This is a genomic window from Caballeronia hypogeia (assembly GCF_001544875.2).
Taxonomy (GTDB): Bacteria; Pseudomonadota; Gammaproteobacteria; order Burkholderiales; family Burkholderiaceae; genus Caballeronia; species Caballeronia hypogeia.
This window is the reverse complement of record NZ_FCOA02000017.1, coordinates 145,118-171,811: the sequence shown is the minus strand read 5'-3', so window position 1 is coordinate 171,811 and position 26,694 is coordinate 145,118. Positions and strand designations below refer to the sequence as shown.

Genomic DNA, 26,694 nt, shown 5'->3' with positions numbered 1-26,694 from the left:
AGGACCGTGAAACGACTCCACGCCGATGATAGTGCGGATTCCCGTGTGAAAGTAGGTAATCGTCAGGCTCCTCATGCCGAAAACAAAAACCCCACCCCACAAAGGTGGGGTTTTTGCGTTTCAGGGCCTGAATTTCATACGTCCAAGGCCTTCCCACTCCCTTCGATCATTCCCTCCGCCACGGCCCGTGGCGAGCCATCCGCACGTCCGGATGTTTACCTCCTCGTCTCAAAATACTGTATAAATATACAGTAAAACCAGAGGCCATCCAGTGCTCGAGCCGTGAGCAGGCCCTTGCTTTCGTTGGACGGGGAAAACTCATGGGCGCAGCACTTTCATTGCTCGACATCGGGCTGACATCGCATCTGCAGCGGCAGGTCTGGCAGGGCAGCCCCATCGACGATCCGGACTCGAATATCGTTTCGAGTGGTTATCGCATGCTCGATCTAGCCTTGCCCGGTGCGGGTTGGATGCCCGGCACGGTGACCGAATTGCTGATCGAAGAGAGCGGCGTAGGGGAAATCAGGCTGCTCGCGCGCACGCTTCGGGAACTGACGGTAAGTAAAGGCCGCTCAGTCATCTTCGTCGCGCCTCCCTGGAAGCCTAATCTGGCCGCCTTTCGGGCGATGAACATCGCCGTGAACAAACTAGTGTGGGTCAAGGCACCCGAAGATCAGGTGCTCTGGGCCGCAGAACAGTCGCTGAAGCAGGCGGGCATCGGCGCCGTGCTGATCTGGCTGCCGCAGGCGCGTTCCGAAGCGCTGCGAAGACTGCAAGTGGCGGCTCAGGAAGCGCAATCGCTGGCGTTCCTGTTTCGTCCGCTCAAGGCGGCGAAGCAATCATCCGCCGCGCCGTTACGCATGGTGTGCAAACCGATCCTCCCCGCGAACGCACAGACGATGAACCGTCGCGAATGGATGCAGGCCGTCATGCTCGAAATCGACATCATCAAGCGGCGCGGCCCTTTGTTGGGCAAGCCGTTGCAGTTGAGCTTGCCGCTGCAGTTGCCCGCGCTGCCCGAACATCTTCGCCGCGCGCATCTCAGCAGGAAAGCACGAGAGGTCAAACATGTTGTGGATAGCGGTGACATTGCCGCTTTTATCGCTCGAAGCAGTCAGGCCGCCATCGATGCCCTCGGCATCGGCGAATTCGATCTCGCCTGGAGCAACATCGACGTCGAATGAGATCGATCAGCCGTGTTTCGCGCTCGCCGATCACGCACGCATCCTGATGCCCGATCTCGTCGCGTTCCGGCTGGGCGTGCGGCCCGGCGCCACGCGCTCGCACGCGTTCGCGCTTGCACCGCAACTGACGCTGCTCGCCGTCGATCTTCGCGCGGAGCAGAGTGCGATCGAAGCGGTCGCGCTGGCGCTGCTCGCGTTCACGCCGAAAGTCGTGCTCGCTCATGCGAATACGGTGCTGCTCGAAGTCGGCGCGAGCATGCGGCTCTTCGGCGGATTGCGGGCGTTGCTGGCCAAGGTGACGTCGACGGTCAAAGGATGCGGCTTCACCTCGCGCATGGGCTGTGCGCCGACAGCCTGGGGCGCTTGGCTGCTCGCGCATGCGCGCACACGCCGGGTCGCTCGTCGCGTGCGCATCGTGAAGGAGACGACGCTCGTGCACGTGCTCGACGGCTTGCCCGTGTCGCTCGTGCCATCGGCGCATTCGCACGGCAACGTGTTCGAGCAGATCGGCTGCGCGACGCTCGCCGATCTGCGCCGCTTGCCGCGCAAGGGCGTCGCACGACGCTTCGGACAAGGCATCCTGCAATGGCTTGCGCAGGCATACGGACAGGCGCCCGATCCGCGCGAAGCGTTCTGCGCGCCGGCGTCGTTCGAGGCGCGGCTCGAATTGCAGGCGCGGGTGGAAAGCGCGGAGGCGTTGCTGTTCGCCGCGCGCCGTCTCGTGCTGCAACTCGCCGGCTGGCTTTCCGCGCATCATGCGGCGGTCAGCGAGTTTTCGTTGCTGCTCGAGCACGAACTGGCCGCGCGTCATGCGCCGAAGACATCGACGTTCAAGATCGCGTGGGCCGTGCCGACGCGCGACGCCGATCACATTCTCTGGCTGTTGCGCGAGAAGCTGAATCAGACGAGGCTCGCGGCGCCCGTGATCGAAATGAAGCTTCTGGCCGACAAGGTCAGCGAGCACGCGCCGCCGCCCGACACCCTGTTTCCGATGCCCGGCTCCGACAGTCAGTCGATGGCGCAACTGCTCGAACGTCTGAGCGCGCGGCTCGGCGCCGAGAATGTGGTGCAACTGGTCGCGCGGGACGATCATCGGCCCGAGGCGGCGATGACGATCGAAGCATACAAACCCGCGAGCGAAGCGAAGCCGAAGCGCGGAAAGAAGTCATCGAGTGCGCAAACAAGCGAGACAGACGCGCCCGTCGAAACCGAGCCGCAGGCACAAGGCGAAACCGACGACGGTCCGCTCGAGCTCCCAGATCTGGCCGTTCCTTCGCAACCGCGTCCGTCGTGGATACTCGAAACGCCGCAAAAGCTGATGTTGCGCAACGAGCGGCCGTTCTATCGCCGTCCGCTGAAGCTGATCAGCCGGACCGAGCGAATCGAAGCGGGATGGTGGGACGGCAACGGCGTCCAGCGCGATTACTACGTCGCCGCTGACGATCGCGGCCGCATGTTCTGGCTTTATCGCGAGCGTCTTACCGGTTACTGGTTCCTGCATGGATTTTTCGGTTGATGCGCTCATGGACGATCTGAACGATCTCATCGGACTGGGTGACGGCGAGGACAAGAGCGCATTTCCGGGCTCGATGTCCGCATCGGCGTTGCTGCCCGATTACGCCGAGTTGCATTGCCTGAGTAATTTCTCGTTTCTGCGCGGCGCGTCGCATCCGCAGGAACTGGCCGCGGCCGCGCTCGAACATGGCTATACCGCGCTCGCGATCACGGACGAATGCTCGCTCGCGGGCGTCGTGCGCGCGCATGCCGCAATCAAGGATATCGAAGCGCAGGCAAAGGCCGCCGCCGAAGCCGCGCTCCTCGCCGGCGAGCCGCCACCGAAGAAGCAGAATCTGAAGCTGATCATCGGGAGTGAATTGCATCTCACCGATGCCGACGACACTCCGTTCTGCACGCTGATCGCGCTCGCGACCAATCGCGCGGGCTACGGCAACCTGTCGGAGCTGATTTCGCTCGCGCGCTCGCGTTCGCCCAAGGGCACGTACAAGATCGGTCCGGAAGATTTCACCGATCCCGCTTCCTCGTCCAATACGGCGGATCTGCGCGGCGACATCGCTCACTTGAAGCATCTGCCCGATTGCCTGCTGATTCTCGTGCCGCAGCGCTCGGCGACGCTCGCCGACTCGCTCGACCGCGCGCACTGGCTGGCCGGCTTCGCCGCCGGACGTGCGTGGCTCGCGCTGGAGCTGTGGCAGGACGGCAGCGACGACGAACGCCTCGCCGCGTCGCGCGTGATCGCTCAGGCGAGCGGCTTGCCGCTCGTCGCGGCAAGCGGCGCGCTGATGCACGCGCGTTCGCGCAAGCCCTTGCAGGACACGCTGACCGCAATCCGGCTGAACCGGCCGCTCGCCGAATGCGGCTATGCGCTCGAAGCGAACGCTGAACGGCATCTGCGTACGCGCTTGCGTATCGGTGCGCTATATCCCAAAGAAGCGATCCGGGAAACGCTGAAACTGGCCGCCCGCTGCACCTTCATGCTCGATGAGCTCAAGTACGAATATCCCGAAGAGCTCGTGCCGCCCGGCGAGACGCCCGCAAGCTATCTGCGCAAGCAGGTGATCGCTGGCGCGCTGCAACGCTGGCCGAATGGCATGGACGCCGAAACCATCGGGCTGATCGAAAAGGAGCTGACGCTCGTCGCCAAGCTCGAATATGAAAAGTACTTTTTGACGGTCTACGACATCGTCGCGTTTGCGCGCAGCAGAGGGATTCTGTGTCAGGGGCGCGGATCGGCGGCGAACTCGATTATTTGCTATTGCCTGTTCATCACCGAGCTCGATCCGGTGCGCATGGACCTGCTGATCGAGCGCTTCATCTCGCAGGCGCGCAACGAGCCGCCGGATATCGACGTCGACTTCGAGCATCAGCGGCGCGAGGAAGTCATCCAGTACATCTATCAGAAATACGGGCGGCATCGCGCGTCGCTGGCGGCGTCGGTCATCACATATCACACGCGCAGCGCGCTGAAGGATGTCGGTCGTGCACTCGGGCTCGATGCGTCGTTGATCGAGCGCATCGGCAAGTCGCAGCAGTGGTGGGACGGGCCGTCGGCGGTGGCGGGGTATCTGAAGGAAGCGGGTTTTAGCGAGGATTCGCACGTCACGAAGCATCTCATCCGTCTGACGCGCGAGCTGCGCGGGTTTCCGCGTCATTTCTCGCAGCACGTCGGCGGTTTCGTGATCGCGCGGGAGCGTCTGTCGCGACTCGTGCCGATCGAAAACGCTGCGATGAAGGACCGCTGCGTGATCCAGTGGGACAAGGACGACATCGACCAGTTGAAGCTGCTTAAGGTCGATGTGCTCGCGCTCGGCATGCTCTCGGCGATCCGCCGCGCGCTCGAGTTCGTCGCGCTCAGACGCGGCATTCCGAATTTCAGCATGGCGCACATTCGCCGAGAGGATCAGGCCGTCTACGAGATGTGCTGTCGCGCGGACACTGTCGGCGTATTTCAGATCGAGTCGCGCGCGCAACAAAGCATGCTGCCGCGCCTGCGGCCCAACAAATACTACGACCTCGTGATCGAAGTGGCGATCGTGCGACCCGGTCCGATCCAGGGCGGCATGGTGCATCCGTATCTGCGCCGCAAGCAGGGGCTGGAAGCGGAGGAATATCCGAAGGAAGAACTGCGGCCAGTGCTCGGACGCACGCTCGGCGTGCCGATTTTCCAGGAGCAGGTGATGAAGCTCGCGATGGTCGCGGCGGGCTACACGGCGGAGCAGGCCGATCAGTTGCGCCGCGCGATGGCCGCCTGGCGGCGCGGCAGTCATCTGGAAAAATATCAGGCCGATCTCATGACGAAGATGCTCGCACGCGGCTACGAGCACGATTTCGCGGCGCGCGTGTGCAAGCAGATCGAGGGCTTCGGCGAGTACGGTTTTCCGGAAAGCCATTCGGCGAGCTTCGCGCTGCTCGTTTATATCAGCGCGTGGATCAAGCGCTACGAGCCCGCGGCGTTTCTCGCCGGCTTGCTGAATAGCCAGCCGCTCGGGTTTTATTCACCCTCGCAGCTCGTGCAGGACGCGCGGCGGCACGGCGTGCAGGTATTCGCGCCCGACGTCTCGCTGAGCGACTGGGAGGCGGTGCTGGAGGCGCCGTCGGGCAATGGCGATCGTCTCGTGTTCGATGCAGGCAAGGAACGGCGGCGTCAGCAGTTCTATGGCGCGGCCGCGTCGGACAAGCTCTTTCGCAAGACCATGCGGCGCGGCGTGCGCAAGCTCGCGGCGCGCGTCAAATTGCCTGCGGAGCAATACGGGGCGAGCGGGCCGGGCGTGCGGATCGGCTTGCAGCTGATCAAGGGTTTCTCGCAGGGGGCGGCGGAGCGCATCATGGCCGCGCGCGCGCAGGCGCCGTTCATCGACGTCGACGATCTCACGCGCCGCGCGGCGCTGTCACGTCGCGAGCTCGAAGCGCTCGCGGCGGGCAATGCGCTCGCGAGCATCGCGGGGCACCGGCGTCAGGCGTGGTGGGCGGTCACCGCGCAACAGCGCGCGCCGGAACTATTGCGCGATGCGCCGATGAGCGAGGCGCCGCTCGCGCTGCCGCAGGCATCGGAAGGCCGCGAGATCGTCGACGATTACGCGAGTCTCGGGCTCACGCTCAATCGCCATCCGCTCGCGCTGCTGCGCGCGAAGCTGGCGGGCATGCGCTTCAAGACGGCAGCCGAACTGGGGGAACTCAGGAACGGACGCATCGTGCGCGCGTGCGGCATCGTGACGGTGCGGCAACGGCCGGGCACGGCGAACGGGACGATCTTCGTCTCGATCGAGGACGAAACCGGCGCGATCAACGTGATCGTCTGGCCGGGGCTCGTCGAAAAGCAGCGCAAGGTGCTGCTGGGCGCGTCGCTGCTCGGCGTGCACGGCGTCTGGCAGAAGGAAGGCGACGTGCGGCATCTCGTGGCGCAGCGGCTCGAAGACCACAGCGCGCTGCTTGGCCGTCTTGCCGCCACGAGCCGCGATTTTCACTGATTCCGCCGATGCGGGACGTCCGCACGATTCGCGAGCAATCCGGCGATGGCGATATCGAACGGCGTGCGCCGGCCGATGCCAAGCGCTTCCAGCCGGCCCGAATCGAGATGGCAGTCGCGCGGACGCGGCGTGGCGTCAGTGGGCGTGCGTTGCGCGACGAGCTTCGCGTGCACCTTCAGCACCCGCGCGATGCGTTGCGCGATGTCGAACTTGGTCATCGGCTCGTCGCCGGACCAGTGCGCGATACCGGAAAGCGGCGCGCCTTGCGCGCGATGCTCGAGCATGCCGCGAATCACGACGGCGACATCGGGCGTGAAGGTCGGATAACGCGTCGCCCAGGCGTCCATCGAGGCGGGTGGGTTCGTTGGATCAGCCGATTTCACGATGGCGGGCGTGAGGCTCGTCACCGCCGATTCGCTCCAGTCGGCGAACGGCCCGTACAGAAGCGGCAGGCGCAGCACGCAGGACGACGGATCCGCCTCGAGCAGCGCGCGCTCGCCTTCCAGCTTGCTGCGCCCGTAGGCGTTGAGCGGCGCGGGGGCGTCGTCGGGCGAATAGGGCGGGGAGGCGCCGTCGAACACGTAATCGGTCGATATCGACAGTACCCACGCGCCGAGCGCGCGCGCCTCGCTGGCGATGACGCGCAGTGCATCGACGTTCAGCGCACGCGCGAGCGCCGGATCGTTTTCGCAGACATCCGGCCGCCGCTCGGCCGCCGCGACGACGATCGCATCGGGTTCGAGCGCGCGCAGGAAGACACGCACGGCGTCGTGATCGAGCAGATCGAGTCTCGTGTTCTGCGCATCGGCGCGACTGCGGGCGGTGAGCACGACGCGCCAGCTTTTCGCGCTGTCGGCGCGCGCCAACTCGGCCGCGACGGCGCGCCCCAGAAGACCGGACGCACCGATCAGCGCGACGATATAGGGTTTGCCGGCCCTCATGCCGACGCGATGCCGACGACGGTATAACCCGCTTCGTCGATAGCTTCCTTCAGCGCATCATTCGACTCTTTCGATTCGACCGCGACCTTGCCGCGCTCGAGATCGACGCGAACCTGGGCCTGCGGATCGATTTCCCGGATCGAGCGCGTCACGGCCGCGACGCAGTGCTGGCAGCTCATGCCCTGAACTTCGAATTCGGTCATTGCGGTTTTTCCTTTTGGAGAATTACAGACAATGACATCGTATACCTTGCCATTATGGGAAGGTGTAGAGTCGGAATGACATTTTTCAGGAGCGAACGATGAACATAGGCGAAGCAGCCCGCGCCTCGGGCGTGACGGCGAAAATGATCCGCTACTACGAGAGCGTCGGCTTGCTAAATCCGGTTGGACGGACTTCGTCCGGATATCGCGTGTATGGCGCGCAAGAAGTTCACGCGCTGCGTTTCGTGCGACAGGCGCGAAGGCTTGGTTTTCTTGTCGAAGACATCCGCAAATTGCTCGCGTTGTGGCAGGACCGCTCTCGCGCGAGCGCCGAGGTCAAGTCGATCGCGCTGGAACACGTGGCGGAACTGGACCGGCGAATCGCCGAATTGTCTGAGATGCGCGACACGCTGTCGCATCTGGCAAATCATTGCCACGGCGATGAGCGACCCGAATGCCCGATTCTCAACAAGCTGGCTCAGTGATTGCACCAAAACGGTGCGTAAATTTGGCTGATTGGCGTCGCGGATTCGTATTTATCTGAAAAATCAGCGACTTAGCAAGAAGCTTGCGCGCACCATTCCGAAACCGAATGCACAGTATTCACGCATTTCACTAACACGTCGTGAAAATTCTCCCCTATAATCCGGGTATTCCCTAACGCGGGTAATCCCTGACCCGAGCCGCCAGGGATCTTGTTAAGACCTTGGAGAACATCATGTTTGCATTTCTGATCGAAAAACTGAGCATCTGGTTTGAAGCCGCCGAACAGCGCCGTCGCGAAGCGTATCTGTCGCAGTCGACGGACATCGTCCAGCTCGAACAGCGCATCCGCTCGCTCGAGACGAACGGCTACAACGCGTAAGCGTTTCGTGGCAGGCGTAGAAAACGCCGCACGCAAAAATTGAAAGGCCCCGCATTGCGGGGCTTTTGTTTTGTGTCGCACGAACGGATGACGCCGGCGCCGTGTTCTGGCGTTACTGCTTGCGCGGATGCTGCGCCAGCCACGCGTTCATGAACGCGATTTCCTTGTCCTGCGCGGCGATGACGTCCTTTGCGAGCTTGCGCAGCTTCGCATCCTTGCCGTACTTCAACTCGACCTTCGCCATTTCCACCGCGCCCTGATGATGCGGAATCATGTGCATCACAAAGTCCCGGTCGGCATCGCCCGTGTATTCGACGGTCGACATGCCCGACATCATTTTCTGATCGGCGGCCTGAAACGCCGCAGTCGACGAAACGTCCGTGGGCTTAGGCGCGTGGTGCTCCATATTCATGCCCGGCATGGCATCGCTTGCCGACGCCGGAGCGTTCTGCGCGATCGCGCTCGCACTGCAAAGGGCCGTGAAGATGGCAAGCGCGATTCTTGTTAATTTCATCGTATCTCCTTGAAAAGGGTGCGGTTGCAGGCTCAACCGAGTCGAAACGTCTAGCCTAAAGCTTGCCACCGGGGTAAGGTAAAGCGGATTTCGTCTACATATTCGAGCGACCGATGCCCAGCCAGATAAACGACACGAAGAATGTCCGGTTTCACGGCGGCACTGCGCGCATGGCGCGTTTCTGCGTCGCGATCGCGGCGGGTGCGTGCTTCTTCCAGCTGGCGTTCGCGAAGCCCGGAGGCGAGCCGCTCGTGCTCGATACACAAACCGGCATACACAGCGGCGTGAGCGGTACCGTGCTGCAAAGCGGACCGCTGGGCGGGCCCGGCATGGTGCCGATGGACATGCTGCCCGGATCGCCGCAGCAGGCGGAGCCCATCGTGGTGTCGCCGTACGTCGAATATTCGGGCGGACAAAGCAATGCGCCTGCCACGCCGCCGGGAGGCGGCGGCCGGGCGGTGGTCCCGCGGCCGCACTATCGCTGAACGGACCGCGCGCAATCCACGACGCTCAGCCCGCACGCTGCTCCAGCTTGAACGAAGCGCCGTCGTCCTCGCCGAGCGCATCGACCAGCAAGGGCAGCGACTCTTTCAATTCCTTCGCCAGGGTGTACGGCGGATTCAGCACGAACATGCCGCTGCCGAACAATCCGAAACCGTCTTCCGGCGGTTTTCTGACCGTCAGTGACGCGTGCAGCCAGCCGCTCGGCTGCAGCGCCTTCAACTGATCCGCGAAACGCTGCGATTCCATGCGTGTGACAAGTGGATACCAGACGGCGTACGTGCCGGTCGCGAACCGCTTCAGGCACTCTTCGAGACAACCGAGCGTGCGCGCGTAGTCGCGCTTGTCTTCATAGGACGGATCGATGAGCACGAGCGCGCGACGCGGCGGCGGCGGCAGAATTGCCTTGATGCCGTCGAAGCCATCGCCTTCGTAGATCATTGCGCGACGTCCGGCGTCGCGGAAGTTGTGACGCAGCACGTCGATCTCGGTGCTGTGGAGTTCGTACAGCCGCATGCGATCCTGTTCGCGCATGGAGCGCCAGGCGAGATAGGGCGAGCCCGGGTAGAAGCGCAACGTGCCGTCCGGATTCAGCGCTTTCACTTCGTCGACGTAATTCGCGAGCAGCGGCGGCAGATCGTCCCGATCCCACAGCGGTCCGATGCCCGTCTCGAACTCTGCGTTTTTGGTGGCGAAGCCTTCGGTGAGCGAGTAGACCCCCGCGCCGGCGTGCGTGTCGATATACCAATACGACTTGTCCTTCAGGCCGAGATGGCGAAGCATCTGGACGACGATCGCGTGTTTCAGCACATCGGCATGATTGCCCGCGTGAAAGGCGTGACGATAACTGAGCATGATGAGAGGCCCGCGACGGGCGCGAAAAACGATGATGGAAAACGGGCGCAAGGCACGCGGCTGCGCACGATGGCGTGCACGAGGGGCGTTCATTGTAGCCGAGGCCACTGCCGCGATCCGTTCGCCCTTTGCTGCAGCGCATTGCGTCCTTCATGCACAATAGCCGCTCCTGGGTCATCGTGAACAGTCGGCCGAACGGCCTAAGCGTTCTTAAGATCCAAACGAGTTTTCCTATGCCGAACGGCCAGCTTGATGGCCGTCCCGATGGATGTTGTCATTTACGCAATGTCACTCACTCGATAGGAGGTTCGCATGTCATCAATCGGTAAGCTCCAGGGCAAGACTGCCGTCGTGACGGGAGCGGCGAGCGGAATCGGCCGTGCAATCGCGTTCACCCTTGCCGATGCGGGCGCGGCGGTCGCCATCGCCGATCTGAATCAGGCTGGCGCGGACGCCGTCGCCGAGGAAATCCGCAGCAAGGGCGGCAAGGGCATCGGCGTTGCAATGGACGTGACCAATGAAGATGCGGTGAATCAGGGAATCGACCGTGCCGCGTCGGAGCTCGGCTCGGTGGATATTCTCGTGTCGAACGCGGGCATCCAGATCGTCAATCCCATCGAGAATTACGCTTACGCCGACTGGAAGAAGATGATGGCCATCCACGTGGATGGCGCCTTTCTCACGACCAAGGCCGCGCTCAAGCACATGTACAAGGACGATCGTGGCGGCGTCGTGATCTACATGGGCTCGGTGCATTCGCACGAGGCTTCGCCGCTGAAATCGGCTTATGTCACGGCGAAACACGGCCTGCTCGGCCTGGCGCGCGTGCTCGCCAAGGAGGGCGCGAAGCACAACGTGCGATCGCACGTCGTCTGTCCGGGTTTCGTGCGCACGCCGCTCGTCGACAAGCAGATTCCCGAGCAGGCGAAGGAACTCAAGATTAGCGAAGAAGAGGTCGTCAAACGCGTGATGCTGGGCGGCACGGTCGACAGCGTATTCACGACCGTCGAAGATGTCGCGCAGACCGTGCTGTTTCTGTCGGCGTTCGAGACGGCGGCGTTGACGGGGCAATCGTTCGTCGTCAGTCACGGCTGGTTCATGCAATAAAGGAGAGAACGCGGGATGTCGGAAATCGAGAACGACGAAGCAGTACGGCAGGGGCGCGCACGCAGCCGCAAAAAGGATGCGGCGCCGGCGCCGGCCGAAGAGCCCACGCAAACACGTATTCAACTGCCGCCGTATCAGACGGTCGCGTTGATGCTGCAAGGTGGCGGCGCGCTCGGCGCCTATCAGGCAGGTGTCTATCAAGGGCTGCACGAGGCGGACATTCATCCGAACTGGATTGCCGGCATCTCGATCGGCGCGCTCAACACAGCGATCATCGCGGGCAACGCGCCCGAACATCGCGTGACGCGTCTGCTGGAATTCTGGGCGACGATCTGCCAGCCCGCCTTCGGTTTTCCGCTGCCCGCGTTCCTCGAGCGCGCGCTGTTCGATTCCGCCGACGAGATTCGCAAGGCGTTCACCGCGTGGCAGGCGTTCGGCGCGGTCGTCGAAGGGCAGAAGGGTTTTTTCGTGCCGCGCTTTCCGCCGCCGTCGCCGATCGCATCGACTTCGCCTCAGGCCGCCAGCTACTACGACACGGCGCCGCTCAAGGCCACGCTGGAACGCCTGTGCGATTTCGATCGCATCAATTCGGGCGAGACGCGCGTGTCGGTCGGGGCGGTGAATGTCGCGACCGGCAATTTCGCCTACTTCGACAACACGCGGATCACGCTGCGCGCGGAGCATTTCATCGCTTCGGGCGCGCTGCCGCCGGGTTTCGCCGCGGTCGAGATCGACGGACAGTTCTACTGGGACGGCGGGCTGATGTCGAACACCCCGCTGTATGAGGTCGCGATGGCCACGCCGCGCCGCGATACGCTCGCCTTCCAGGTCGATCTGTGGAGCGCGCGCGGACCGGTGCCGGACAGCATCGTCGATGTGATGGGGCGCGTGAAGGACGTGCAATATTCGAGCCGCACGCGCCTCGTCACCGACCAGATGCAGCGCGCGCAACGTGCACGAAACGTTCTGCAGCACGTGCTCGACCTGGTTCCCGAGGAGATCCGCAAGAACGACGAATGGTGTCGGATAGCGGAGGATCTCGCGTGCTCGAAGCGCTACAACATCATTCACCTGATTTATCGACAGAAGGAATACGAAGGCCACTTCAAGGACTATCAATTCGGCTTCTCGACGATGCGCGAGCACTGGGAGAGCGGCCTGAGCGATATCCGCCGCACCCTCGCGCATCGCGACTGGCTCGACATGCCGAACGGTGAATCACGCTTCGTCACGCACGACATCCATCGCGACGAACGCTGAGCGGGATGGGGGAGGCATTCGAGCCATCTCGTTCCGGCGAAAAATTGTGCCCCTTTGTATAATTCGGGACGCATTCCGGCGTCGGTTTTCGCCGACGTTGCCGTGCATCACGACTTTTCCTGGCTCTAGATGAACTCGATCGCAGTCTGCTTCGTCTGTCTCGGCAACATCTGCCGCTCGCCCAGCGCGGAAGCGGTGATGCGCGATCTCGTCGAGCGGGCGAAGCTGGCCGACCGCATCGTGATCGATTCGGCCGGCACAGGTGACTGGCACATTGGCGAGCCACCCGACGAGCGCGCGCAGAAAGCGGCGAAGAAACGCGGCTACGATCTGTCGAAGCTGCGCGGACGGCAGGTCGCGGCAGCGGATTTCGCGCGCTTCGACCTCTTCATCGTGATGGACGACGCCAACGCCACGGCGCTATCGGCCGTCTGTCCGTCCGAGCATCGCGACAAGATTCGTCTGCTGATGGAATTCGCCACGCGCGACGACAGCCGCGTCGTGGTCGATCCCTATTTCGGCGGCGAGGAAGGTTTCGAAAAAGTCCTCGATCAATGCGAGGACGCATGCGAGGGCTTGCTCAAAGCCTTGCACGCCCAGTTGAGCGCCTGAGCGCGTGCGTTTCCCTCATCGCAAAAAAGCGCGTTAAAAGACTACTTATCTCGCCCCGAGTACTTGACTAAAACTGTGGGCTATTTATACTTGACGAAAATCATCGAGTATTAGCGTTAGCCCCCAATTATGAGACTCACCACGAAAGGCCGTTTCGCCGTCACGGCGATGATCGACCTGGCGTTGCGCCAGGAGCAGGGCCCGGTGACGCTGGCAGGCATCAGTCAGCGCCAGCGCATCTCGCTTTCCTACCTCGAACAGCTCTTCGGCAAGCTGCGTCGCCATGAGATCGTCGAATCGGTCCGCGGACCGGGCGGCGGCTATAACCTGGCGCGTCGTGCGGAGAACGTCACGGTCGCGGACATCATCATCGCGGTCGATGAACCGATCGACGCCACGCAATGCGGCGGCAAGGGCACGTGCGAAGGCACCAAGCAGCACGACGGTCACTGCATGACGCACGAGCTGTGGGCCACGCTCAATCAAAAGATGGTCGAGTATCTGGATTCCGTTTCGTTGAAGGATCTGGTCGACCAGCAGCGCGCTCGCGAGGGTTCCTCGGCGGTGCTGCGCGACCGGCGCAGCGAGTCGGCCAGTGTCGAGGCGGCGCGTGTCGTGCCCAAGGGTCCGAATTCCATTTTCAATCTGGCCGGATGACACATGCCGGCGCGCGGCATGGGCCGTGCGCGCATGGAAGGCGTCCCAGCTGGAAGCATTGACCGATTATCCCGGAGCGACTGATGAACAACGATATTCCCCACCTGCCCATTTACATGGACTACAGCGCGACGACACCCGTCGATCCGCGTGTGGTGGACAAGATGATTCCGTATCTTCGCGAGCAGTTCGGCAATCCGGCCTCGCGCAGCCACCAGTACGGCTGGGATGCGGAGCGTGCGGTCGAGGAAGCGCGCGAGAACGTCGCGGCGCTCGTCAACTGCGATCCGCGCGAGATCATCTGGACCTCGGGTGCGACGGAATCGGACAACCTCGCCATCAAGGGCGCGGCGCATTTCTACAAGAGCAAAGGCAAGCACATCATCACCGTGAAGACCGAGCACAAGGCCGTGCTCGACACCACGCGTGAGCTTGAGCGCGAAGGCTACGAAGTCACCTATCTCGACGTGAAGGATGACGGTCTCATCGATCTGGACAAGTTCAAGGCGGCAATCCGCCCGGACACGATCCTCGTTTCCGTGATGAGCGTGAACAACGAGATCGGCGTGATCCAGGACATCGAGGCGATCGGCGAGATCACGCGCGAGAAGGGCATCATTTTTCACGTCGATGCGGCGCAGGCCACCGGCAAGATCGAAATCGATCTGCAGAAGCTGAAGGTCGACCTGATGTCGTTCTCGGCGCACAAGACGTATGGCCCGAAGGGCATCGGCGCGCTGTATGTTCGCCGCAAGCCGCGCGTGCGCATCGAGGCGCAGATGCACGGCGGCGGTCACGAACGCGGCATGCGTTCGGGCACGCTGGCTACGCATCAGATCGTCGGCATGGGCGAGGCGTTCCGTATCGCGCGCGAGGAAATGGCGACGGAAAACGAGCGCATTCGCATGCTGCGCGACCGTCTGCTGAAAGGCCTGCAGGATATCGAAGAGGTGTACGTCAACGGCGACATGGAACGCCGCGTGCCGCACAACCTCAACATCAGCTTCAACTTCGTCGAAGGCGAGTCGCTGATCATGGCGGTGAAGGACGTCGCGGTGTCGTCGGGTTCGGCGTGCACGTCGGCGTCGCTGGAGCCTTCTTATGTGCTGCGCGCGCTCGGCCGCAACGACGAACTCGCTCACAGCTCCATCCGCTTCACGGTCGGCCGCTTCACCACCGAGCAGGACGTCGATTATGTGATCAACCTGCTGAAGAACAAGATCGCGAAGCTGCGCGATCTGTCGCCGCTCTGGGAAATGCACAAGGACGGCATCGACATCTCGACGATCCAGTGGGCCGCGCACTAAGCAGCAACCAAGCGACCACTGAGCGCCACGCGACACCGAATATTAGGAGAGTTTGAATCATGGCTTATAGCGACAAGGTTCTGGACCACTACGAAAACCCGCGCAACGTCGGCTCCTTCTCGAAGGACGACGACACGGTCGGCACCGGCATGGTCGGCGCGCCCGCATGCGGCGACGTGATGAAGCTGCAAATCCGCGTCGGCGCGGATGGCGTGATCGAGGACGCGAAGTTCAAGACCTACGGCTGCGGCTCGGCAATTGCCTCGAGCTCGCTCGTCACCGAATGGGTGAAGGGCAAGACGCTGGATCAGGCGCTCACGATCAAGAACACGCAGATCGCAGAGGAACTGGCGCTGCCGCCGGTGAAGATCCACTGCTCGATCCTCGCGGAAGACGCGATCAAGGCGGCGGTCGCCGACTACAAGCAGCGCCATGGCGCTGCGGCGCCGGAAGCCTCGGCGACGGAAGCGAAGCAGCACGCGGCATAAGTGATGAAAGCGGGCGTCATACATGGGCGTGACGCCTCGAAGAGAGAAGCGAAGACTATGGCAATCACGTTGACGGATAAGGCGGCACAGCACGTGCAGAAGTATCTGACACGGCGCGGCAAGGGCGTCGGGTTGAGACTCGGCGTGCGCACGACGGGCTGTTCGGGTCTGGCGTACAAGCTCGAATATGTCGATGAGCTCGCGCCGGAAGACACCGTGTTCGAATCGGCGGGCGTGAAGATCGTGATCGATCCGAAAAGTCTTCCGTATCTCGACGGCACCGAACTGGACTTCGCGCGCGAAGGGCTGAACGAAGGCTTTCGCTTCAACAATCCGAACGCGAAGGACGAGTGCGGCTGCGGCGAATCGTTCCGCGTCTGAGACGCGTGGCGCCGGCAACATCGGCAAAAGAGGCGGCGCTGGCCGCCTTTTTCATTCGCGCGAACTGAAACTGAATTTATCGTCATGGCCTCGCTTACCGACAATCACTTCGACCTCTTCGGCCTGCCGCAGCTCTTCGCCGTCGATCAACACACGCTGGACGACGCGTATCGCACCGTGCAGGCGCAAGTGCATCCGGACCGCTTCGCCGCGGCAGGCGACGCGCAGCGCCGTCTCGCCATGCAATGGGCGACGCACGCGAACGAGGCGTATCAGACGCTGCGCGATCCGTTGAAACGCGCGCGCTACATGCTGTCGCTGCGCGGCATCGACGTCGACGCGGAGAACAACACGGCGATGGAGCCCGCGTTCCTGATGCAGCAGATGGAATGGCGCGAAAATGTCGAGGATGCCGCCGGCGCGAAGAATATCGGTGCGCTGGAAGCGCTGCTCGACGAACTGCGCGACGAAGAGCGCATGCGCTTCACGAAGCTCGCCGCACTGATCGACAGCAAGTCGGATCAGGCCGCGGGCGAGGCCGTGCGGCAACTGATGTTCATCGAACGCGTGGCGCACGACATCGGCACGCAGATCGAGCGGCTGGAACACGCGTGAGCGTTCGGAACGTACGAAAGCGCGCGCGTGCGCCGCATAACACCCCATAAGACCAACGATGGCTTTACTGCAAATCTCAGAACCCGGCATGGCGCCGGCGCCGCATCAGCGGCGCGTGGCGGTCGGCATCGATCTCGGCACGACGAACTCGCTCGTCGCGGCCGTGCGCAACAGCGTGCCCGAAGCGCTGCCCGACGAGGACGGCCACGTGCTGCTGCCGTCGGTCGTGCGTTATCTGGAAAAGGGCGGACGGCGCATCGGCCGCACCGCGAAGGAAGAAGCCGTCACCGATCCGCGCAATACCATCGTCTCGGTGAAGCGCTTCATGGGCCGCGGCAAGAGCGAGGTGGAGGGCGCGGAAAACGCCCCGTACGACTTCATCGACGCCCCGGGCATGGTGCAGATCCGCACGATCGACGGCGTGAAGAGCCCAGTCGAAGTCTCGGCGGAGATTCTCGCGACGCTGCGCTATCGCGCGGAAGACACCCTCGGCGAGGATCTCGTGGGCGCGGTGATCACGGTGCCCGCATACTTCGACGAAGCCCAGCGGCAGGCGACCAAGGACGCGGCGAAGCTCGCCGGCCTGAACGTCCTGCGCCTGCTGAACGAACCGACGGCGGCCGCGATCGCCTATGGTCTGGACAACGGCGCGGAAGGTTTGTACGCGGTCTACGATCTGGGCGGCGGCACTTTCGATCTGTCGATTCTCAAGCTCACGAAGGGCGTGTTCGAAGTGCTCGCGGCGGGCGGCGATTCCGCGCTCGGCGGCGACGACTTCGATCACGCGCTGTATCGCTTCGTGCTCGAGCAGGCGGGCGTGAAGCTCGCAGCGCCGGAAGACGTGCGCCTGATGCTCGATCGCGTGCGAACGGCCAAGGAAGCGCTCTCGGACGCGCCTGAAACGCGCGTGCAGGCCACGCTGTCCACGGGCGTTCAAATCGACGTCGCCGTGACGGAAGCGCAATTCGCCGAAATCACCGAAACGCTCGTCGCGCGCACGCTCGGACCGACGAGAAAAGCACTTCGCGACGCGAAGGTCGCACCGAAAGACATCAAGGGCGTGGTGCTGGTCGGCGGCGCGACGCGCATGCCGGTGATTCGTCGCGCGGTGGAGGCGTACTTCGGTCAGCCGCCGCTCATCAACCTCGATCCCGATCAGGTCGTCGCGCTCGGCGCGGCGGTGCAGGCCGATCTGCTCGCCGGCAATCGACGCGGCGAAGGCGACGACTGGCTGCTGCTCGACGTGATCCCGCTGTCGCTCGGCGTCGAGACGATGGGCGGACTGACTGAAAAGATCATCCCGCGCAACTCGACGATTCCGACCGCGCGCGCGCAGGACTTCACGACCTTCAAGGACGGCCAGACGGCCATGGCGATCCACGTCGTGCAGGGCGAGCGCGAACTCGTCTCGGACTGCCGTTCGCTCGCGCGCTTCGAACTGCGCGGCATTCCGCCGATGGCCGCGGGCGCCGCCCGCATTCGTGTGACCTACCAGGTCGACGCGGACGGACTGCTTTCGGTGTTCGCACGCGAGCAGATGTCGGGCGTGGAGGCTTCTGTGGTGGTGAAGCCGTCCTACGGTCTCGCCGACGACGAGGTCGCGCGCATGCTCGAAGAGAGCTTCAATAGCGCCGATGTCGACATGCGTGCTCGCGCGCTGCGCGAGGCGCAGGTCGAAGCGGACCGTCTGATCGAAGCCACGCACGCCGCGCTGGAAGCCGACGGCGAACTGCTTGACGACGCCGAGCGCGTGCAGATCGAAGCGCTGGCGTCGGAACTGGCCGTGCAGGCGAAGGGCGAGTCGGTGGAAAAGATCGAGGACGCCACGAAGGCGCTCGCCGTCGCCACCGACGAGTTCGCCGCACGCCGCATGAACAAGAGCATTCGCCGCGCGCTCGCGGGCCGCAAGCTCGACGACGTCTGATCACCCCAATTCGAGATATCACGAAAAATGCCTCAAATCGTTGTGCTGCCTCACGTGGAGCTTTGCCCGGACGGCGCGGTGATCGACGCCGATATCGGCAAGAGCATCTGCGACAACCTGCTGGATCACGGCATCGAGATCGAGCACGCCTGCGAGAAATCGTGCGCGTGCACGACGTGTCACGTCATCATCCGGGAGGGCTTCAACGCGCTCGAACCGTCCGAGGAACTCGAGGACGACCTGCTCGACAAAGCGTGGGGGCTGGAACCTACATCGCGGTTATCATGTCAGGCAATGGTGCCGGCCGACGAGGATCTGGTGGTCGAGATCCCGCGCTACACCATCAACCACGCCAAAGAAAATCACTGACAGGAGGCTCGCCCATGAAGTGGACAGATACTCAGGATATCGCGATGGCGCTGACCGACGCGCATCAGGATATCGATCCCCAATATGTGCGTTTCACTGACCTGCATCGCTGGGTGACGGAACTCGACGGGTTCGACGACGATCCACAAAAATCCAACGAAAAGATCCTGGAGGCGATCCAGGCGGCGTGGATCGAGGACGCGGATTACTAACCGGTCCTGCTTTCGTGTCAGAGAGAACGGCGGCTTCGCGAGAAGCCGCCGTTTTTGTTTCTGTGCGACGCTTTTCCTCAAAAATTTCGCCTGCCCGCAACGCTTTCTATCTTTGACAGAAGTTGACGCCGGCAGCGTTGTTGACCGTTTCCCCGCGACTTAAAATCGCGCCCGCTTGCGATTCGGCAACGATCAGGCGATCGACGCCGGCTGAATCACGCGATCGTGACTGAATCGTCTGCGTGGCGATGCTTCGCAATCCATACAAAATTTCACGTTTCCGCGCCAGGCGGCGCGCGTCCGGCTCGCTGCGAAAGGCCCGGTGGGCGTCATTTGAAGGAGATGTACATGGGGAAACCTGGCCTTTCCCGGCGCGGCTTTCTGAAGACCGGCGTGCTCGCGGGCGTGTCGGTATTCGTGGCGCCGCTCGGCAGCCGCGCATTCGCCGCGTTGTTCGAAGAGAAGATTCTCACGCCCGTGCAATGGGATGCGAAAAACGGCGACGCGAAATTCCGCATCGACGGCATCGCGAAGGTGACCGGCGCGAAAGTGTTCGCGCGCGATATTCGCGCCTCCGACATGCCGCACTGGCCGCAGAAACAGTCGCACGCGCTGATTCTGCGCGCGACGCTGGCGGACCGCATCTACGCGGGCTTCGATCTCTCTGCGCTCGAAGCGGCCGGGCTCGCGCCGGATCGCGTGATCACGTCCGACGATCTCGCGCGCGACCAGCTAGCGTTCCCCGCCTTCTACGGCGACGACATGCTGCTGCCCGCCGGCAAGACGCCGGCCTATCTGGGCCAGGCCGTCGCGATCCTGATCTATTACGACTTCGCGCGCTTCCGTTTCGCGAAGGACAAGCTGCAATTCCGCGAAGACCTGATCCGCTACGGCGCGATTACCGGGCCGCTCGAGCGCGATCCGTATGCGGCGTTTCGCTTCGTGCGCGTGGGCGGCAAGACGCCGTTCGATGACGACACCTTCTCGAGCCTGAAAAACGCGCCGCTGTTCCCGCACATGATGAAAAAGCGCGCGCCCGTTTGGGCCGATGCGAACGAGCACGGCAAGCTCGACGAGCAGGGGGCGTTCCACGCGCAGCAGATCGCGCTTGCGCTCGACAAGCCGTCCGAGGACTGGCTCGTCGTCGAACGCGCGTATCGCACGCAATCGTCGGACACGGCGGCGCTCGAGCCGGACAACGCGAACTGCTGGTACGACGCCGCGACGCAGTCGCTGCACATGGTCATCCCGACGCAGGGGCCGACCGAACTGATGCAGAGCGTCATCGAGATGATGGCGAAGTCGCGCTTTGCGGTGAAGAAGCTGTTCCTGCACCCGTGCTATACGGTCGGATACGGCTCGAAGGACCATTACAGCATGCCGTTCCATGGCCTCGTCGCGGCAATCTACGGCGGCGGCCGCCCGGTGCGCATCGCCAACGATCGTTTCGAGCAGTTCCAGAGTTCGCTCAAGCGCCACGCGTTCGACATGCGCTATCGGATGGCGGTGGAACGCAAGACCGGCCTGATCCAGGCATTCAAGGGCGATTTCGAAGCCAATGGCGGGGGCCGCTGCAACTTTTCGCCCTCCGTCGCGATGGTCGGCGCCACGGCCGCGCAATCGATCTACTACATTCCGCAAAGCGATCTGACGGCGCTCGCCACGGCTTCGCGCGCGGTCGACGCGGGCTCGGCGCGCGGCTACGGCACGTTGCAGAGCATGGCCGCAACCGAAATGATGATGGACGACATCGCGCAGCAGCTCGATATTGATCCGATCGAATTGAGGCTCAGAAACGTGTTCCGCACCGGCATGAAGAACACACAGGGCGCCATTCCGGCTGGCGTGATGCGCGCCGAGGAAGTGCTCAGGAAAGCGCAGGCGCATCCGCTGTGGAAGGAGCGCGCGAAACGCAAGGCCGCGTACGAGGCCGCGCATCCTGGCAAGCGTCACGGCATCGGCTTCGCGTGCACGCAGAAGGATTTCGGCACGGGCGCGGAAAGCGCGTTCGCGAAGGTCGAGTTCACGGCCGACGGGCGCATCGCGCTGTCGCATTCGGGCACGGAAATCGGCACGGGCTCGTCCACTTCGCAGGCGCTCGCGGTCGCGAAATGGCTCGGCAAGCCAGCCGCCGAAGTGCATATGTCGATCACCGACTGGGCCGATCTTCCGGTCGTCTCGAGCGGCGATCCGTACGTCATGTCGCAGGCGGAGCAGGATCGGCTGAGCGCGAATCCGCGCTGGTCGCCGGCGCTGGCGTCGCCCGCGAGCGCGACGAACTCTGCCTACTACTACACGCATGCCACGCGCGAAGCGGCGCGCGTCGTGTTCCGTCAGGGTCTTTGGCCCGCCGCCATGGCGATCTGGGGGCAGGGCATCGGCGGCGGTCAGGCGGCGTCGTTCGTCGTGCGCATCGAGGACGCGCGCTGGGTCGACGGCAAGCTATCCGCCAACGGCATGGAAGCGCTGCCGTTCGCACAGCTCGCGAAGAAGGCCCATGAGCTCGGCCTCGTCACCGGCGCGACCGTGCACACGTTCAATCGCTGGCAGTGGAGCGAGGCGCAGTTCGATCTCGGCGGGAACGTCGAGCGCTTGCCGATCGACGGTCTGTCCTTGCGCCATGGCGCAGGGAAGGGCAAAAACACGCCGAACGGCTACACCGTGCTCGACCGCAAGAAGGTCTTCATCGCGCCGGTTCAGCGCAACAACGCCGCCGTCACCTATTACAGCGCGCTGGGCACACTCGTCGAGCTCGCGATCGACGAAGCGAGCGGCAAGGTCGCGCTGCTTTCGCATCATTCGATCTTCGAATGCGGCAACCAGATCTCGCCGGCACTCGTTTCGGGACAAGTGCAGGGCGGCATCGCAATGGGCATCGGCCACGCGTTGCACGAATATCTGCCGCTCTACGAAGACGGTCCGGGCAACGGCACGTGGAACTTCAACCGCTATCACCTGCCGCTCGCCGCCGACGTCGCGGTGTGGACGCAGACCAGCGAAGCGCTGCCGCCGCTCACCGAAACCGATCCACCGAAGGGCATCGCCGAAGTGGTGATGATTCCGGTGGTCGGCGCCATCGTCAACGCGATCGCGCATGCGATCGGCCATCGCTTCACCGATCTGCCGGTGACGCCGCAAAACATTCAGGAGGTGCTCGCATGACGGCCATCCAATCCGCCGCGGGCGTCCAGACGCGCCCGCTTTCGCTGACCATCAACGGCAACCAGGTCGGCCCAATGGACGTGCCCGCCGGCCTGCCGATGATTGATTTCCTGCACGAGTACGTGGGTCTCACCGGCTCGCGCCTCGGTTGCGGGCAGGGTGTCTGCCGCGCGTGCGTGGTGATCGTCGATCGGGCCGACGGCGTCAGCGAGGAAGTGCGCACGTGCATCAACGGCGCGCATTTCTTCGACGGCAAGACCGTGCGCACGATCGAAGGCCACGCGCAGCGCAACGAGCAGGGCGAAGTCGTCGCGATGTCGCCGGTGCAGCAGAAATTCCTGGAGCATTTCAGCTTCCAGTGCGGCTATTGCACGCCGGGGTTCGTCAACGCGACCGTCGTGCTGCTCGACAGGCTCAAGCGCGAGCCGGTCGCGAAGGATCAGATCGAATCGACCATCATGGCCGCGCTGAACGATCACATCTGTCGCTGCACGGGCTACGTGCGCTACTACGAGGCCGTGAAGGATCTCGTGCTTTCCACGCCCGGACTCGTGAAGGACGCAGCATGAGCGCATCGATCTTCACTCGTTGTCTGGCGCCGCTCGCGTTCGCCGTCATCGCGCTCGCGGGCTGCGGGCAGCAGGATTACATGCCGCCCTTGAAGAGCTCGCCCGATCAGATCGGCCGCGGGCGCTATCTCGCGCGCTCCGCCGATTGCGCGGCATGCCACACCGCGACCGGCGGCGCGCCGTTCGCGGGCGGTGTGAAGCTCGAGTCGCAGTTCGGGACCTTCTACGGCACGAACATCACGCCCGATCCGCAATACGGAATCGGCAAGTGGAGCGCGGACGAGTTCTACGCCGCGTTGCATGACGGCAAAGCGCCGAAAGGCAAGCTTTATCCGGCGATGCCCTACACGTCGTATCGGCAGTTGTCGCGCGAGGACAGCGACGCGATCTACGCGTATCTGATGACGCAGAAACCGGCCGCCGTGCCGAACGTCGAGGCGAATCTCAGCTTCCCGTACAACGTGCGCTTCGCGGTGCGTTTCTGGGACATGCTGTTCCTGAAGGATTCGCTGCCTGACGTATCGAAGGGCGAATCGGCCGACTGGCGGCGCGGGCAGTATCTCGCCAATGCGCTCGGCCATTGCACGGAATGCCACACGCCGCGCGGCGCGTTCGGCCAGCTCGACGTATCGCGCACGCTGCAGGGCGAGGCGCTCGGGCGCATCGGTGCACCGGATATCACGCCGCAAGCGCTCGCCGCGCGCGGCTGGACCGGCGCGGACCTGCAGGCGTTCTTCGCGACCGGCGTCGCTCGCCAGGGCTCGGCGTTCGGCGAGATGCATCCGGTGGTGTATCTGAGCACGCAGCACCTGAGCGCCGACGATTCGCGCGCGCTCGCCGTCTATCTGCTCGGCGACACGCCACCCGCTCCCGCTCCGCGCGCACCGGTGAAGGCCGAGGACATGGCGCGGCTCGCGCCTGGCAGCAATCTGTATCTGGATTCGTGCGCGGGCTGTCACGGCGCCGAAGGGCAAGGCAAGCCGCACGTCGCCGTGGCGATGGACGGCAATTCGACCCTGCGTCTCGCCGATCCGCGCAACCTGATCGTATCGATGCTCGACGGCATCGAAGCGCAGCCGTTCGCGGGCGTCGAAGCGATGCAGTCCATGCCGGGGTTCGCCGCGACATACAGCGACGAGCAGATCGCGCAGCTGGCGAATTATCTGCGCGCGACCTGGGGGGGCCAGAGCGCCGACGTCACCGCCGACACGGTGAAGTCGCTGCGATAAAAAAGACGAGGCCACGCGGAACACGCGTGGCCTCTCTCTTTCGATGCACAAAAAGATCAAACGCGCACGCCGCGCTCCGCGAGCTGCCGCTGCAACGTCGGCCACATTTTCGCCACCGCTTCCTCGCCCGCGAGAATCGATGCGTTGCGCTGACTGAAGTCGCTGCTGCTCATCGCGTTGAGATTCGGGCGGATCACCGCGTTCGCGTACTTGTCGAGTTCGTAGGCCTTGATGGTCTGGCCCATGATCGTGAAGGTCTGCATCAGCACGTCGAACGAGCTCGACGTGAGCCCGCCTTCCGGGCGCGCGGAAATATCCACCGCGATCACGAAATCGGCACCCATCTTGTGCGCGAACGCGGCCGGCACGGGACTCACGAGGCCGCCGTCCACGTATTCGCGATCGCCGATCTTCACCGGCTCGAAAATCGACGGCACGCTGCACGATGCGCGCACCGCGACTCCGGTGTTGCCGCGCTGAAAGAGAATCGGCTGGCCGCTCTTCAGATCGGTCGCGACGATGCCGAGCGGCTTCGCCATCTTCTCGATCGGACGGTTGTCGAGCGTCTTGTTCAGGTAGTTCTGCAGCGCGACGCCTTGCAGGATGCCGCGCGTGCGAAAGGGCATGGCCCAGTCGCTGATCGAGGCTTCGTCCATCGTCAGCGCGAGCTTGTTGATCGCGATGCCGTTCATTCCCGATGCATACAACGCCGCGATGACCGAGCCGGCGCTCGTGCCCGCGACCAGATCGACATGTACGTTGCGCGCCTCCAGCGCCTTGATCACGCCGATATGCGCGAAGCCGCGCGCGGCGCCGCCGCCGAGCGCGAGGCCCAGGCGCACCGGCCGCTGCGGATCGGCCTTCGGCGGCGCTTCGGGGTTGTCGTTTTTCACGGCGACATTGCTGCCGCCGGTGGTCGTGCAGGCGGCAAGAACGGACGATGCGGCCGCGAGCGAGAACGCGCGGCGCGAAAGACGGGGTGACGATGAACTCAAGTTGTGCTCCGGCGATGCAGCAGGTCCCCGGTGCGGCGTTCGCACGCGCCGCTCGGGTTATCTCGAAAAGCGCGCACATCATAAAACAAAAGGCGCACCGGCCGACACAAAGCGGTCGGCGAGTATAATTTCGACTCATTTTAAGCGGGTATCGGGCGCGGCCGCAGGGCATGCCGCCCAGCGTGCCAGACGCGTGGCGTAGCAGCGCGCCGCATATCCGCCAGACCGCATTCCGGCCTCGCTCGCCGCCAGCCGCCCGTTCCGGGCGACATGCCCGGCGCGGGCGCCATCCTTCGAGCTGAACAGCAATGACCACCCAAGTCCGTACCCGCTTCGCCCCGAGCCCGACCGGCTTCATCCATCTCGGCAACATCCGCTCCGCGCTGTATCCGTGGGCGTTCGCGCGCAAGACGAAGGGCACCTTCGTGCTGCGCATCGAGGACACCGATCTCGAGCGTTCCACCGACGCCTCGGTCGACGCGATCCTCGAAGGCATGGCGTGGCTCGGCCTCGATTTCGACGAAGGCCCGTTCTACCAGATGCAGCGCATGGACCGCTATCGCGAGGTCGTCGCACAGATGATGGAAAAGGGCCTCGCCTACCACTGCTACATGTCGACGGAAGAGCTCGACGCGCTGCGCGAGCGCCAGCGCGCCGCCGGCGAAAAGCCGCGCTACGACGGCACGTGGCGTCCCGAGCCGGGCAAGGTGCTGCCGCCGGTTCCGGAAGGCGTGCAGCCGGTCGTGCGTTTCCGCAATCCGCTTTCGGGCGCGGTCGCATGGGACGATGCGGTGAAAGGGCACATCGAAATCTCGAACGAGGAGCTCGACGATCTCGTGATCGCACGCCCCGACGGTACCCCGACCTATAACTTCTGCGTGGTCGTCGACGATCTCGACATGAAGATCACCCACGTCATTCGCGGCGACGACCACGTGAACAACACGCCGCGCCAGATCAACATCCTGCGCGCGCTGGGCGGCGAGACGCCGGTGTACGCGCATCTGCCAACCGTGCTGAACGAGCAGGGCGAGAAGATGAGCAAGCGTCACGGCGCGATGAGCGTGACCGGTTACCGCGACAACGGCTTTCTGCCGGAAGCCGTGGTGAACTACCTCGCGCGTCTGGGCTGGTCGCACGGTGATGCGGAAATCTTCTCGCGCGAGCAGTTCGTCGAATGGTTCGATCTGGAGCATCTCGGCAAGTCGCCCGCTCAGTATGACCACGACAAGCTCAACTGGCTGAACGCGCACTACATCAAGGAAGCCGACAACGCGCGACTCGCGGAGCTGACGAAGCCGTTCCTGCTGGCGGCGGGCATCGATGCTTCCGTGATCGACAACGGCGCGCCGCTCGATCAGGTCATCGCGCTGCTGAAGGATCGTGCATCGACGGTCAAGGAAATCGCCGATAACGCCGCGATGTTCTACCGCGAGCCGGCCATCGATCCCGACGCGTTCGCGCAGCACGTCAGCGACGCGGTGAAACCCGCCATCGCCGATCTGCGCACGGTGCTCGCCGACGTCGACTGGACCAAGGAGGCGATCGCGGCCGCGCTCAAGGCGACGCTCGGCGCCCACAAGCTCAAGATGCCGCAACTCGCGATGCCGGTGCGCCTGCTGGTCGCCGGCACGACGCACACACCGTCGATCGACGCGGTGCTGATGCTGTTCGGCCGCGACGCGGTGTTGAAGCGCCTGGAACGGGCGGCAAGCTGAGCTCGCAACGGCGGATGACGCGCCAGAACGCCGTGGAAAGG

26 protein-coding genes are annotated in these 26,694 nt (G+C 63.7%); 21 read left to right on the top strand and 5 right to left on the bottom strand.

Annotated features, from left to right (window positions below; all coding sequences use genetic code 11):
- Positions 1–320: 320 nt before the first annotated feature.
- Genes imuA through AWB79_RS23530 form a run of 3 tightly spaced genes read left to right on the top strand, consistent with a single transcriptional unit; the run spans position 321 to position 6,169 of the window.
- The gene (gene imuA / locus AWB79_RS23540; protein WP_061169829.1) at positions 321–1,184 is read left to right on the top strand and encodes a translesion DNA synthesis-associated protein ImuA; all 864 of its coding nucleotides are present in this window, start codon (positions 321–323) and stop codon (positions 1,182–1,184) included.
- Positions 1,129–2,700 (top strand): Y-family DNA polymerase, encoded by a 1,572-nt coding sequence (locus AWB79_RS23535; protein ID WP_061169828.1) that lies wholly within the window; start codon positions 1,129–1,131, stop codon positions 2,698–2,700. The genes imuA and AWB79_RS23535 overlap by 56 nt, the downstream gene beginning before the upstream one ends.
- A gap of 7 nt (positions 2,701–2,707) precedes the next feature.
- Positions 2,708–6,169 (top strand): error-prone DNA polymerase, encoded by a 3,462-nt coding sequence (locus AWB79_RS23530; protein ID WP_374728561.1) that lies wholly within the window; start codon positions 2,708–2,710, stop codon positions 6,167–6,169.
- Here AWB79_RS23530 and AWB79_RS23525 read toward each other — a convergent pair.
- Both AWB79_RS23525 and AWB79_RS23520 read right to left on the bottom strand, forming a co-directional pair.
- Positions 6,163–7,110, bottom strand: a complete 948-nt coding sequence (locus AWB79_RS23525; protein WP_061169827.1) for a dTDP-4-dehydrorhamnose reductase family protein — start codon at positions 7,108–7,110, stop codon at positions 6,163–6,165. The two genes, AWB79_RS23530 and AWB79_RS23525, sit on opposite strands and share 7 nt — an antisense overlap.
- Positions 7,107–7,313 carry a heavy-metal-associated domain-containing protein gene (locus AWB79_RS23520; protein ID WP_061169826.1) on the bottom strand — a complete coding sequence of 69 codons (207 nt, stop codon included), beginning with the start codon at positions 7,311–7,313 and terminating at the stop codon, positions 7,107–7,109. The genes AWB79_RS23525 and AWB79_RS23520 overlap by 4 nt, the downstream gene beginning before the upstream one ends.
- 98 nt (positions 7,314–7,411) lie before the next feature.
- On the opposite strand from AWB79_RS23520, the gene cueR reads away from it, so the two are divergent.
- Both cueR and AWB79_RS39155 read left to right on the top strand, forming a co-directional pair.
- Positions 7,412–7,798, top strand: a complete 387-nt coding sequence (gene cueR, locus AWB79_RS23515) for a Cu(I)-responsive transcriptional regulator (protein ID WP_061169825.1) — start codon at positions 7,412–7,414, stop codon at positions 7,796–7,798.
- 233 nt (positions 7,799–8,031) lie between these two features.
- Positions 8,032–8,178 carry a DUF3563 family protein gene (locus tag AWB79_RS39155; protein WP_074169419.1) on the top strand — a complete coding sequence of 49 codons (147 nt, stop codon included), beginning with the start codon at positions 8,032–8,034 and terminating at the stop codon, positions 8,176–8,178.
- A 112-nt stretch (positions 8,179–8,290) separates the two neighbouring features.
- On the opposite strand, the gene copM is transcribed toward AWB79_RS39155, so the two are convergent.
- Positions 8,291–8,692 carry a CopM family metallochaperone gene (copM, locus tag AWB79_RS23510; RefSeq protein WP_061169824.1) on the bottom strand — a complete coding sequence of 134 codons (402 nt, stop codon included), beginning with the start codon at positions 8,690–8,692 and terminating at the stop codon, positions 8,291–8,293.
- Positions 8,693–8,805: 113 nt separating this feature from the next.
- Here copM and AWB79_RS23505 point away from each other — a divergent pair, with 113 nt between their 5' ends.
- Positions 8,806–9,177, top strand: a complete 372-nt coding sequence (locus tag AWB79_RS23505) for a hypothetical protein (protein WP_061169823.1) — start codon at positions 8,806–8,808, stop codon at positions 9,175–9,177.
- Positions 9,178–9,202: 25 nt separating this feature from the next.
- On the opposite strand, the gene AWB79_RS23500 is transcribed toward AWB79_RS23505, so the two are convergent.
- Positions 9,203–10,048 (bottom strand): 23S rRNA (adenine(2030)-N(6))-methyltransferase RlmJ, encoded by an 846-nt coding sequence (locus AWB79_RS23500; RefSeq protein ID WP_061169822.1) that lies wholly within the window; start codon positions 10,046–10,048, stop codon positions 9,203–9,205.
- 312 nt (positions 10,049–10,360) lie between these two features.
- Between AWB79_RS23500 and AWB79_RS23495 the strand changes: the two genes are divergently transcribed.
- From AWB79_RS23495 to AWB79_RS23430, 14 genes are all read left to right on the top strand, one after another.
- Positions 10,361–11,155 (top strand): 3-hydroxybutyrate dehydrogenase, encoded by a 795-nt coding sequence (locus tag AWB79_RS23495; RefSeq protein ID WP_061169821.1) that lies wholly within the window; start codon positions 10,361–10,363, stop codon positions 11,153–11,155.
- A 15-nt stretch (positions 11,156–11,170) separates the two neighbouring features.
- Entirely contained in the window at positions 11,171–12,415 is a 1,245-nt protein-coding gene (locus AWB79_RS23490) for a patatin-like phospholipase family protein (RefSeq protein WP_061169820.1), read from the top strand.
- Positions 12,416–12,544: 129 nt separating this feature from the next.
- The gene (locus AWB79_RS23485) at positions 12,545–13,027 is read left to right on the top strand and encodes a low molecular weight protein-tyrosine-phosphatase (protein ID WP_061169819.1); all 483 of its coding nucleotides are present in this window, start codon (positions 12,545–12,547) and stop codon (positions 13,025–13,027) included.
- 129 nt (positions 13,028–13,156) lie between these two features.
- Positions 13,157–13,684: a Fe-S cluster assembly transcriptional regulator IscR gene (gene iscR / locus AWB79_RS23480; protein ID WP_061169818.1), complete on the top strand. Its 528-nt coding sequence runs from the start codon at positions 13,157–13,159 to the stop codon at positions 13,682–13,684.
- Positions 13,685–13,767: 83 nt separating this feature from the next.
- Positions 13,768–14,991, top strand: a complete 1,224-nt coding sequence (locus tag AWB79_RS23475; RefSeq protein ID WP_061169817.1) for an IscS subfamily cysteine desulfurase — start codon at positions 13,768–13,770, stop codon at positions 14,989–14,991.
- 59 nt (positions 14,992–15,050) lie between these two features.
- Positions 15,051–15,479 (top strand): Fe-S cluster assembly scaffold IscU, encoded by a 429-nt coding sequence (gene iscU, locus AWB79_RS23470; protein ID WP_061169816.1) that lies wholly within the window; start codon positions 15,051–15,053, stop codon positions 15,477–15,479.
- Between the two features lie 57 nt (positions 15,480–15,536).
- The gene (gene iscA / locus AWB79_RS23465; protein ID WP_061169815.1) at positions 15,537–15,860 is read left to right on the top strand and encodes an iron-sulfur cluster assembly protein IscA; all 324 of its coding nucleotides are present in this window, start codon (positions 15,537–15,539) and stop codon (positions 15,858–15,860) included.
- An 84-nt stretch (positions 15,861–15,944) separates the two neighbouring features.
- Entirely contained in the window at positions 15,945–16,475 is a 531-nt protein-coding gene (gene hscB, locus AWB79_RS23460; protein WP_061169814.1) for a Fe-S protein assembly co-chaperone HscB, read from the top strand.
- Positions 16,476–16,533: 58 nt separating this feature from the next.
- Positions 16,534–18,399, top strand: coding sequence for a Fe-S protein assembly chaperone HscA (gene hscA / locus AWB79_RS23455; RefSeq protein ID WP_061169813.1), 1,866 nt, complete (start codon positions 16,534–16,536; stop codon positions 18,397–18,399).
- 27 nt (positions 18,400–18,426) lie between these two features.
- A complete protein-coding gene (gene fdx, locus AWB79_RS23450; RefSeq protein WP_061169812.1) occupies positions 18,427–18,768 on the top strand; it encodes an ISC system 2Fe-2S type ferredoxin in 342 nt (113 codons plus the stop codon).
- A 14-nt stretch (positions 18,769–18,782) separates the two neighbouring features.
- Positions 18,783–18,980: a Fe-S cluster assembly protein IscX gene (iscX, locus tag AWB79_RS23445; protein ID WP_061169811.1), complete on the top strand. Its 198-nt coding sequence runs from the start codon at positions 18,783–18,785 to the stop codon at positions 18,978–18,980.
- Positions 18,981–19,328: 348 nt separating this feature from the next.
- Positions 19,329–22,142, top strand: coding sequence for a xanthine dehydrogenase family protein molybdopterin-binding subunit (locus AWB79_RS23440; protein WP_061169847.1), 2,814 nt, complete (start codon positions 19,329–19,331; stop codon positions 22,140–22,142).
- Positions 22,139–22,711, top strand: a complete 573-nt coding sequence (locus AWB79_RS23435; RefSeq protein WP_061169810.1) for a (2Fe-2S)-binding protein — start codon at positions 22,139–22,141, stop codon at positions 22,709–22,711. Before AWB79_RS23440 ends, AWB79_RS23435 begins: the two co-directional genes overlap by 4 nt.
- Positions 22,708–23,940 (top strand): cytochrome c, encoded by a 1,233-nt coding sequence (locus AWB79_RS23430; protein WP_061169809.1) that lies wholly within the window; start codon positions 22,708–22,710, stop codon positions 23,938–23,940. The genes AWB79_RS23435 and AWB79_RS23430 overlap by 4 nt, the downstream gene beginning before the upstream one ends.
- A 56-nt stretch (positions 23,941–23,996) precedes the next feature.
- On the opposite strand, the gene AWB79_RS23425 is transcribed toward AWB79_RS23430, so the two are convergent.
- Complete coding sequence (locus AWB79_RS23425; RefSeq protein ID WP_061169808.1) at positions 23,997–24,935, bottom strand: patatin-like phospholipase family protein; 939 nt, start codon at positions 24,933–24,935, stop codon at positions 23,997–23,999.
- Between the two features lie 308 nt (positions 24,936–25,243).
- Here AWB79_RS23425 and gltX point away from each other — a divergent pair, with 308 nt between their 5' ends.
- Positions 25,244–26,653: a glutamate--tRNA ligase gene (gltX, locus tag AWB79_RS23420; RefSeq protein WP_061169807.1), complete on the top strand. Its 1,410-nt coding sequence runs from the start codon at positions 25,244–25,246 to the stop codon at positions 26,651–26,653.
- The last annotated feature ends 41 nt before the right edge of the window (positions 26,654–26,694 follow it).

Bases quoted from the DNA above. Each gene is read 5' to 3' on its own strand.
- imuA (WP_061169829.1), top strand. From the start codon at position 321: ATGGGCGCAGCACTTTCATTGCTCGACATCGGGCTGACATCGCATCTG.
- AWB79_RS23535 (WP_061169828.1), top strand. From the start codon at position 1,129: ATGCCCTCGGCATCGGCGAATTCGATCTCGCCTGGAGCAACATCGACG.
- AWB79_RS23530 (WP_374728561.1), top strand. From the start codon at position 2,708: ATGGACGATCTGAACGATCTCATCGGACTGGGTGACGGCGAGGACAAG.
- AWB79_RS23525 (WP_061169827.1), bottom strand. From the start codon at position 7,110: ATGAGGGCCGGCAAACCCTATATCGTCGCGCTGATCGGTGCGTCCGGT.
- AWB79_RS23520 (WP_061169826.1), bottom strand. From the start codon at position 7,313: ATGACCGAATTCGAAGTTCAGGGCATGAGCTGCCAGCACTGCGTCGCG.
- cueR (WP_061169825.1), top strand. From the start codon at position 7,412: ATGAACATAGGCGAAGCAGCCCGCGCCTCGGGCGTGACGGCGAAAATG.
- AWB79_RS39155 (WP_074169419.1), top strand. From the start codon at position 8,032: ATGTTTGCATTTCTGATCGAAAAACTGAGCATCTGGTTTGAAGCCGCC.
- copM (WP_061169824.1), bottom strand. From the start codon at position 8,692: ATGAAATTAACAAGAATCGCGCTTGCCATCTTCACGGCCCTTTGCAGT.
- AWB79_RS23505 (WP_061169823.1), top strand. From the start codon at position 8,806: ATGCCCAGCCAGATAAACGACACGAAGAATGTCCGGTTTCACGGCGGC.
- AWB79_RS23500 (WP_061169822.1), bottom strand. From the start codon at position 10,048: ATGCTCAGTTATCGTCACGCCTTTCACGCGGGCAATCATGCCGATGTG.
- AWB79_RS23495 (WP_061169821.1), top strand. From the start codon at position 10,361: ATGTCATCAATCGGTAAGCTCCAGGGCAAGACTGCCGTCGTGACGGGA.
- AWB79_RS23490 (WP_061169820.1), top strand. From the start codon at position 11,171: ATGTCGGAAATCGAGAACGACGAAGCAGTACGGCAGGGGCGCGCACGC.
- AWB79_RS23485 (WP_061169819.1), top strand. From the start codon at position 12,545: ATGAACTCGATCGCAGTCTGCTTCGTCTGTCTCGGCAACATCTGCCGC.
- iscR (WP_061169818.1), top strand. From the start codon at position 13,157: ATGAGACTCACCACGAAAGGCCGTTTCGCCGTCACGGCGATGATCGAC.
- AWB79_RS23475 (WP_061169817.1), top strand. From the start codon at position 13,768: ATGAACAACGATATTCCCCACCTGCCCATTTACATGGACTACAGCGCG.
- iscU (WP_061169816.1), top strand. From the start codon at position 15,051: ATGGCTTATAGCGACAAGGTTCTGGACCACTACGAAAACCCGCGCAAC.
- iscA (WP_061169815.1), top strand. From the start codon at position 15,537: ATGGCAATCACGTTGACGGATAAGGCGGCACAGCACGTGCAGAAGTAT.
- hscB (WP_061169814.1), top strand. From the start codon at position 15,945: ATGGCCTCGCTTACCGACAATCACTTCGACCTCTTCGGCCTGCCGCAG.
- hscA (WP_061169813.1), top strand. From the start codon at position 16,534: ATGGCTTTACTGCAAATCTCAGAACCCGGCATGGCGCCGGCGCCGCAT.
- fdx (WP_061169812.1), top strand. From the start codon at position 18,427: ATGCCTCAAATCGTTGTGCTGCCTCACGTGGAGCTTTGCCCGGACGGC.
- iscX (WP_061169811.1), top strand. From the start codon at position 18,783: ATGAAGTGGACAGATACTCAGGATATCGCGATGGCGCTGACCGACGCG.
- AWB79_RS23440 (WP_061169847.1), top strand. From the start codon at position 19,329: ATGGGGAAACCTGGCCTTTCCCGGCGCGGCTTTCTGAAGACCGGCGTG.
- AWB79_RS23435 (WP_061169810.1), top strand. From the start codon at position 22,139: ATGACGGCCATCCAATCCGCCGCGGGCGTCCAGACGCGCCCGCTTTCG.
- AWB79_RS23430 (WP_061169809.1), top strand. From the start codon at position 22,708: ATGAGCGCATCGATCTTCACTCGTTGTCTGGCGCCGCTCGCGTTCGCC.
- gltX (WP_061169807.1), top strand. From the start codon at position 25,244: ATGACCACCCAAGTCCGTACCCGCTTCGCCCCGAGCCCGACCGGCTTC.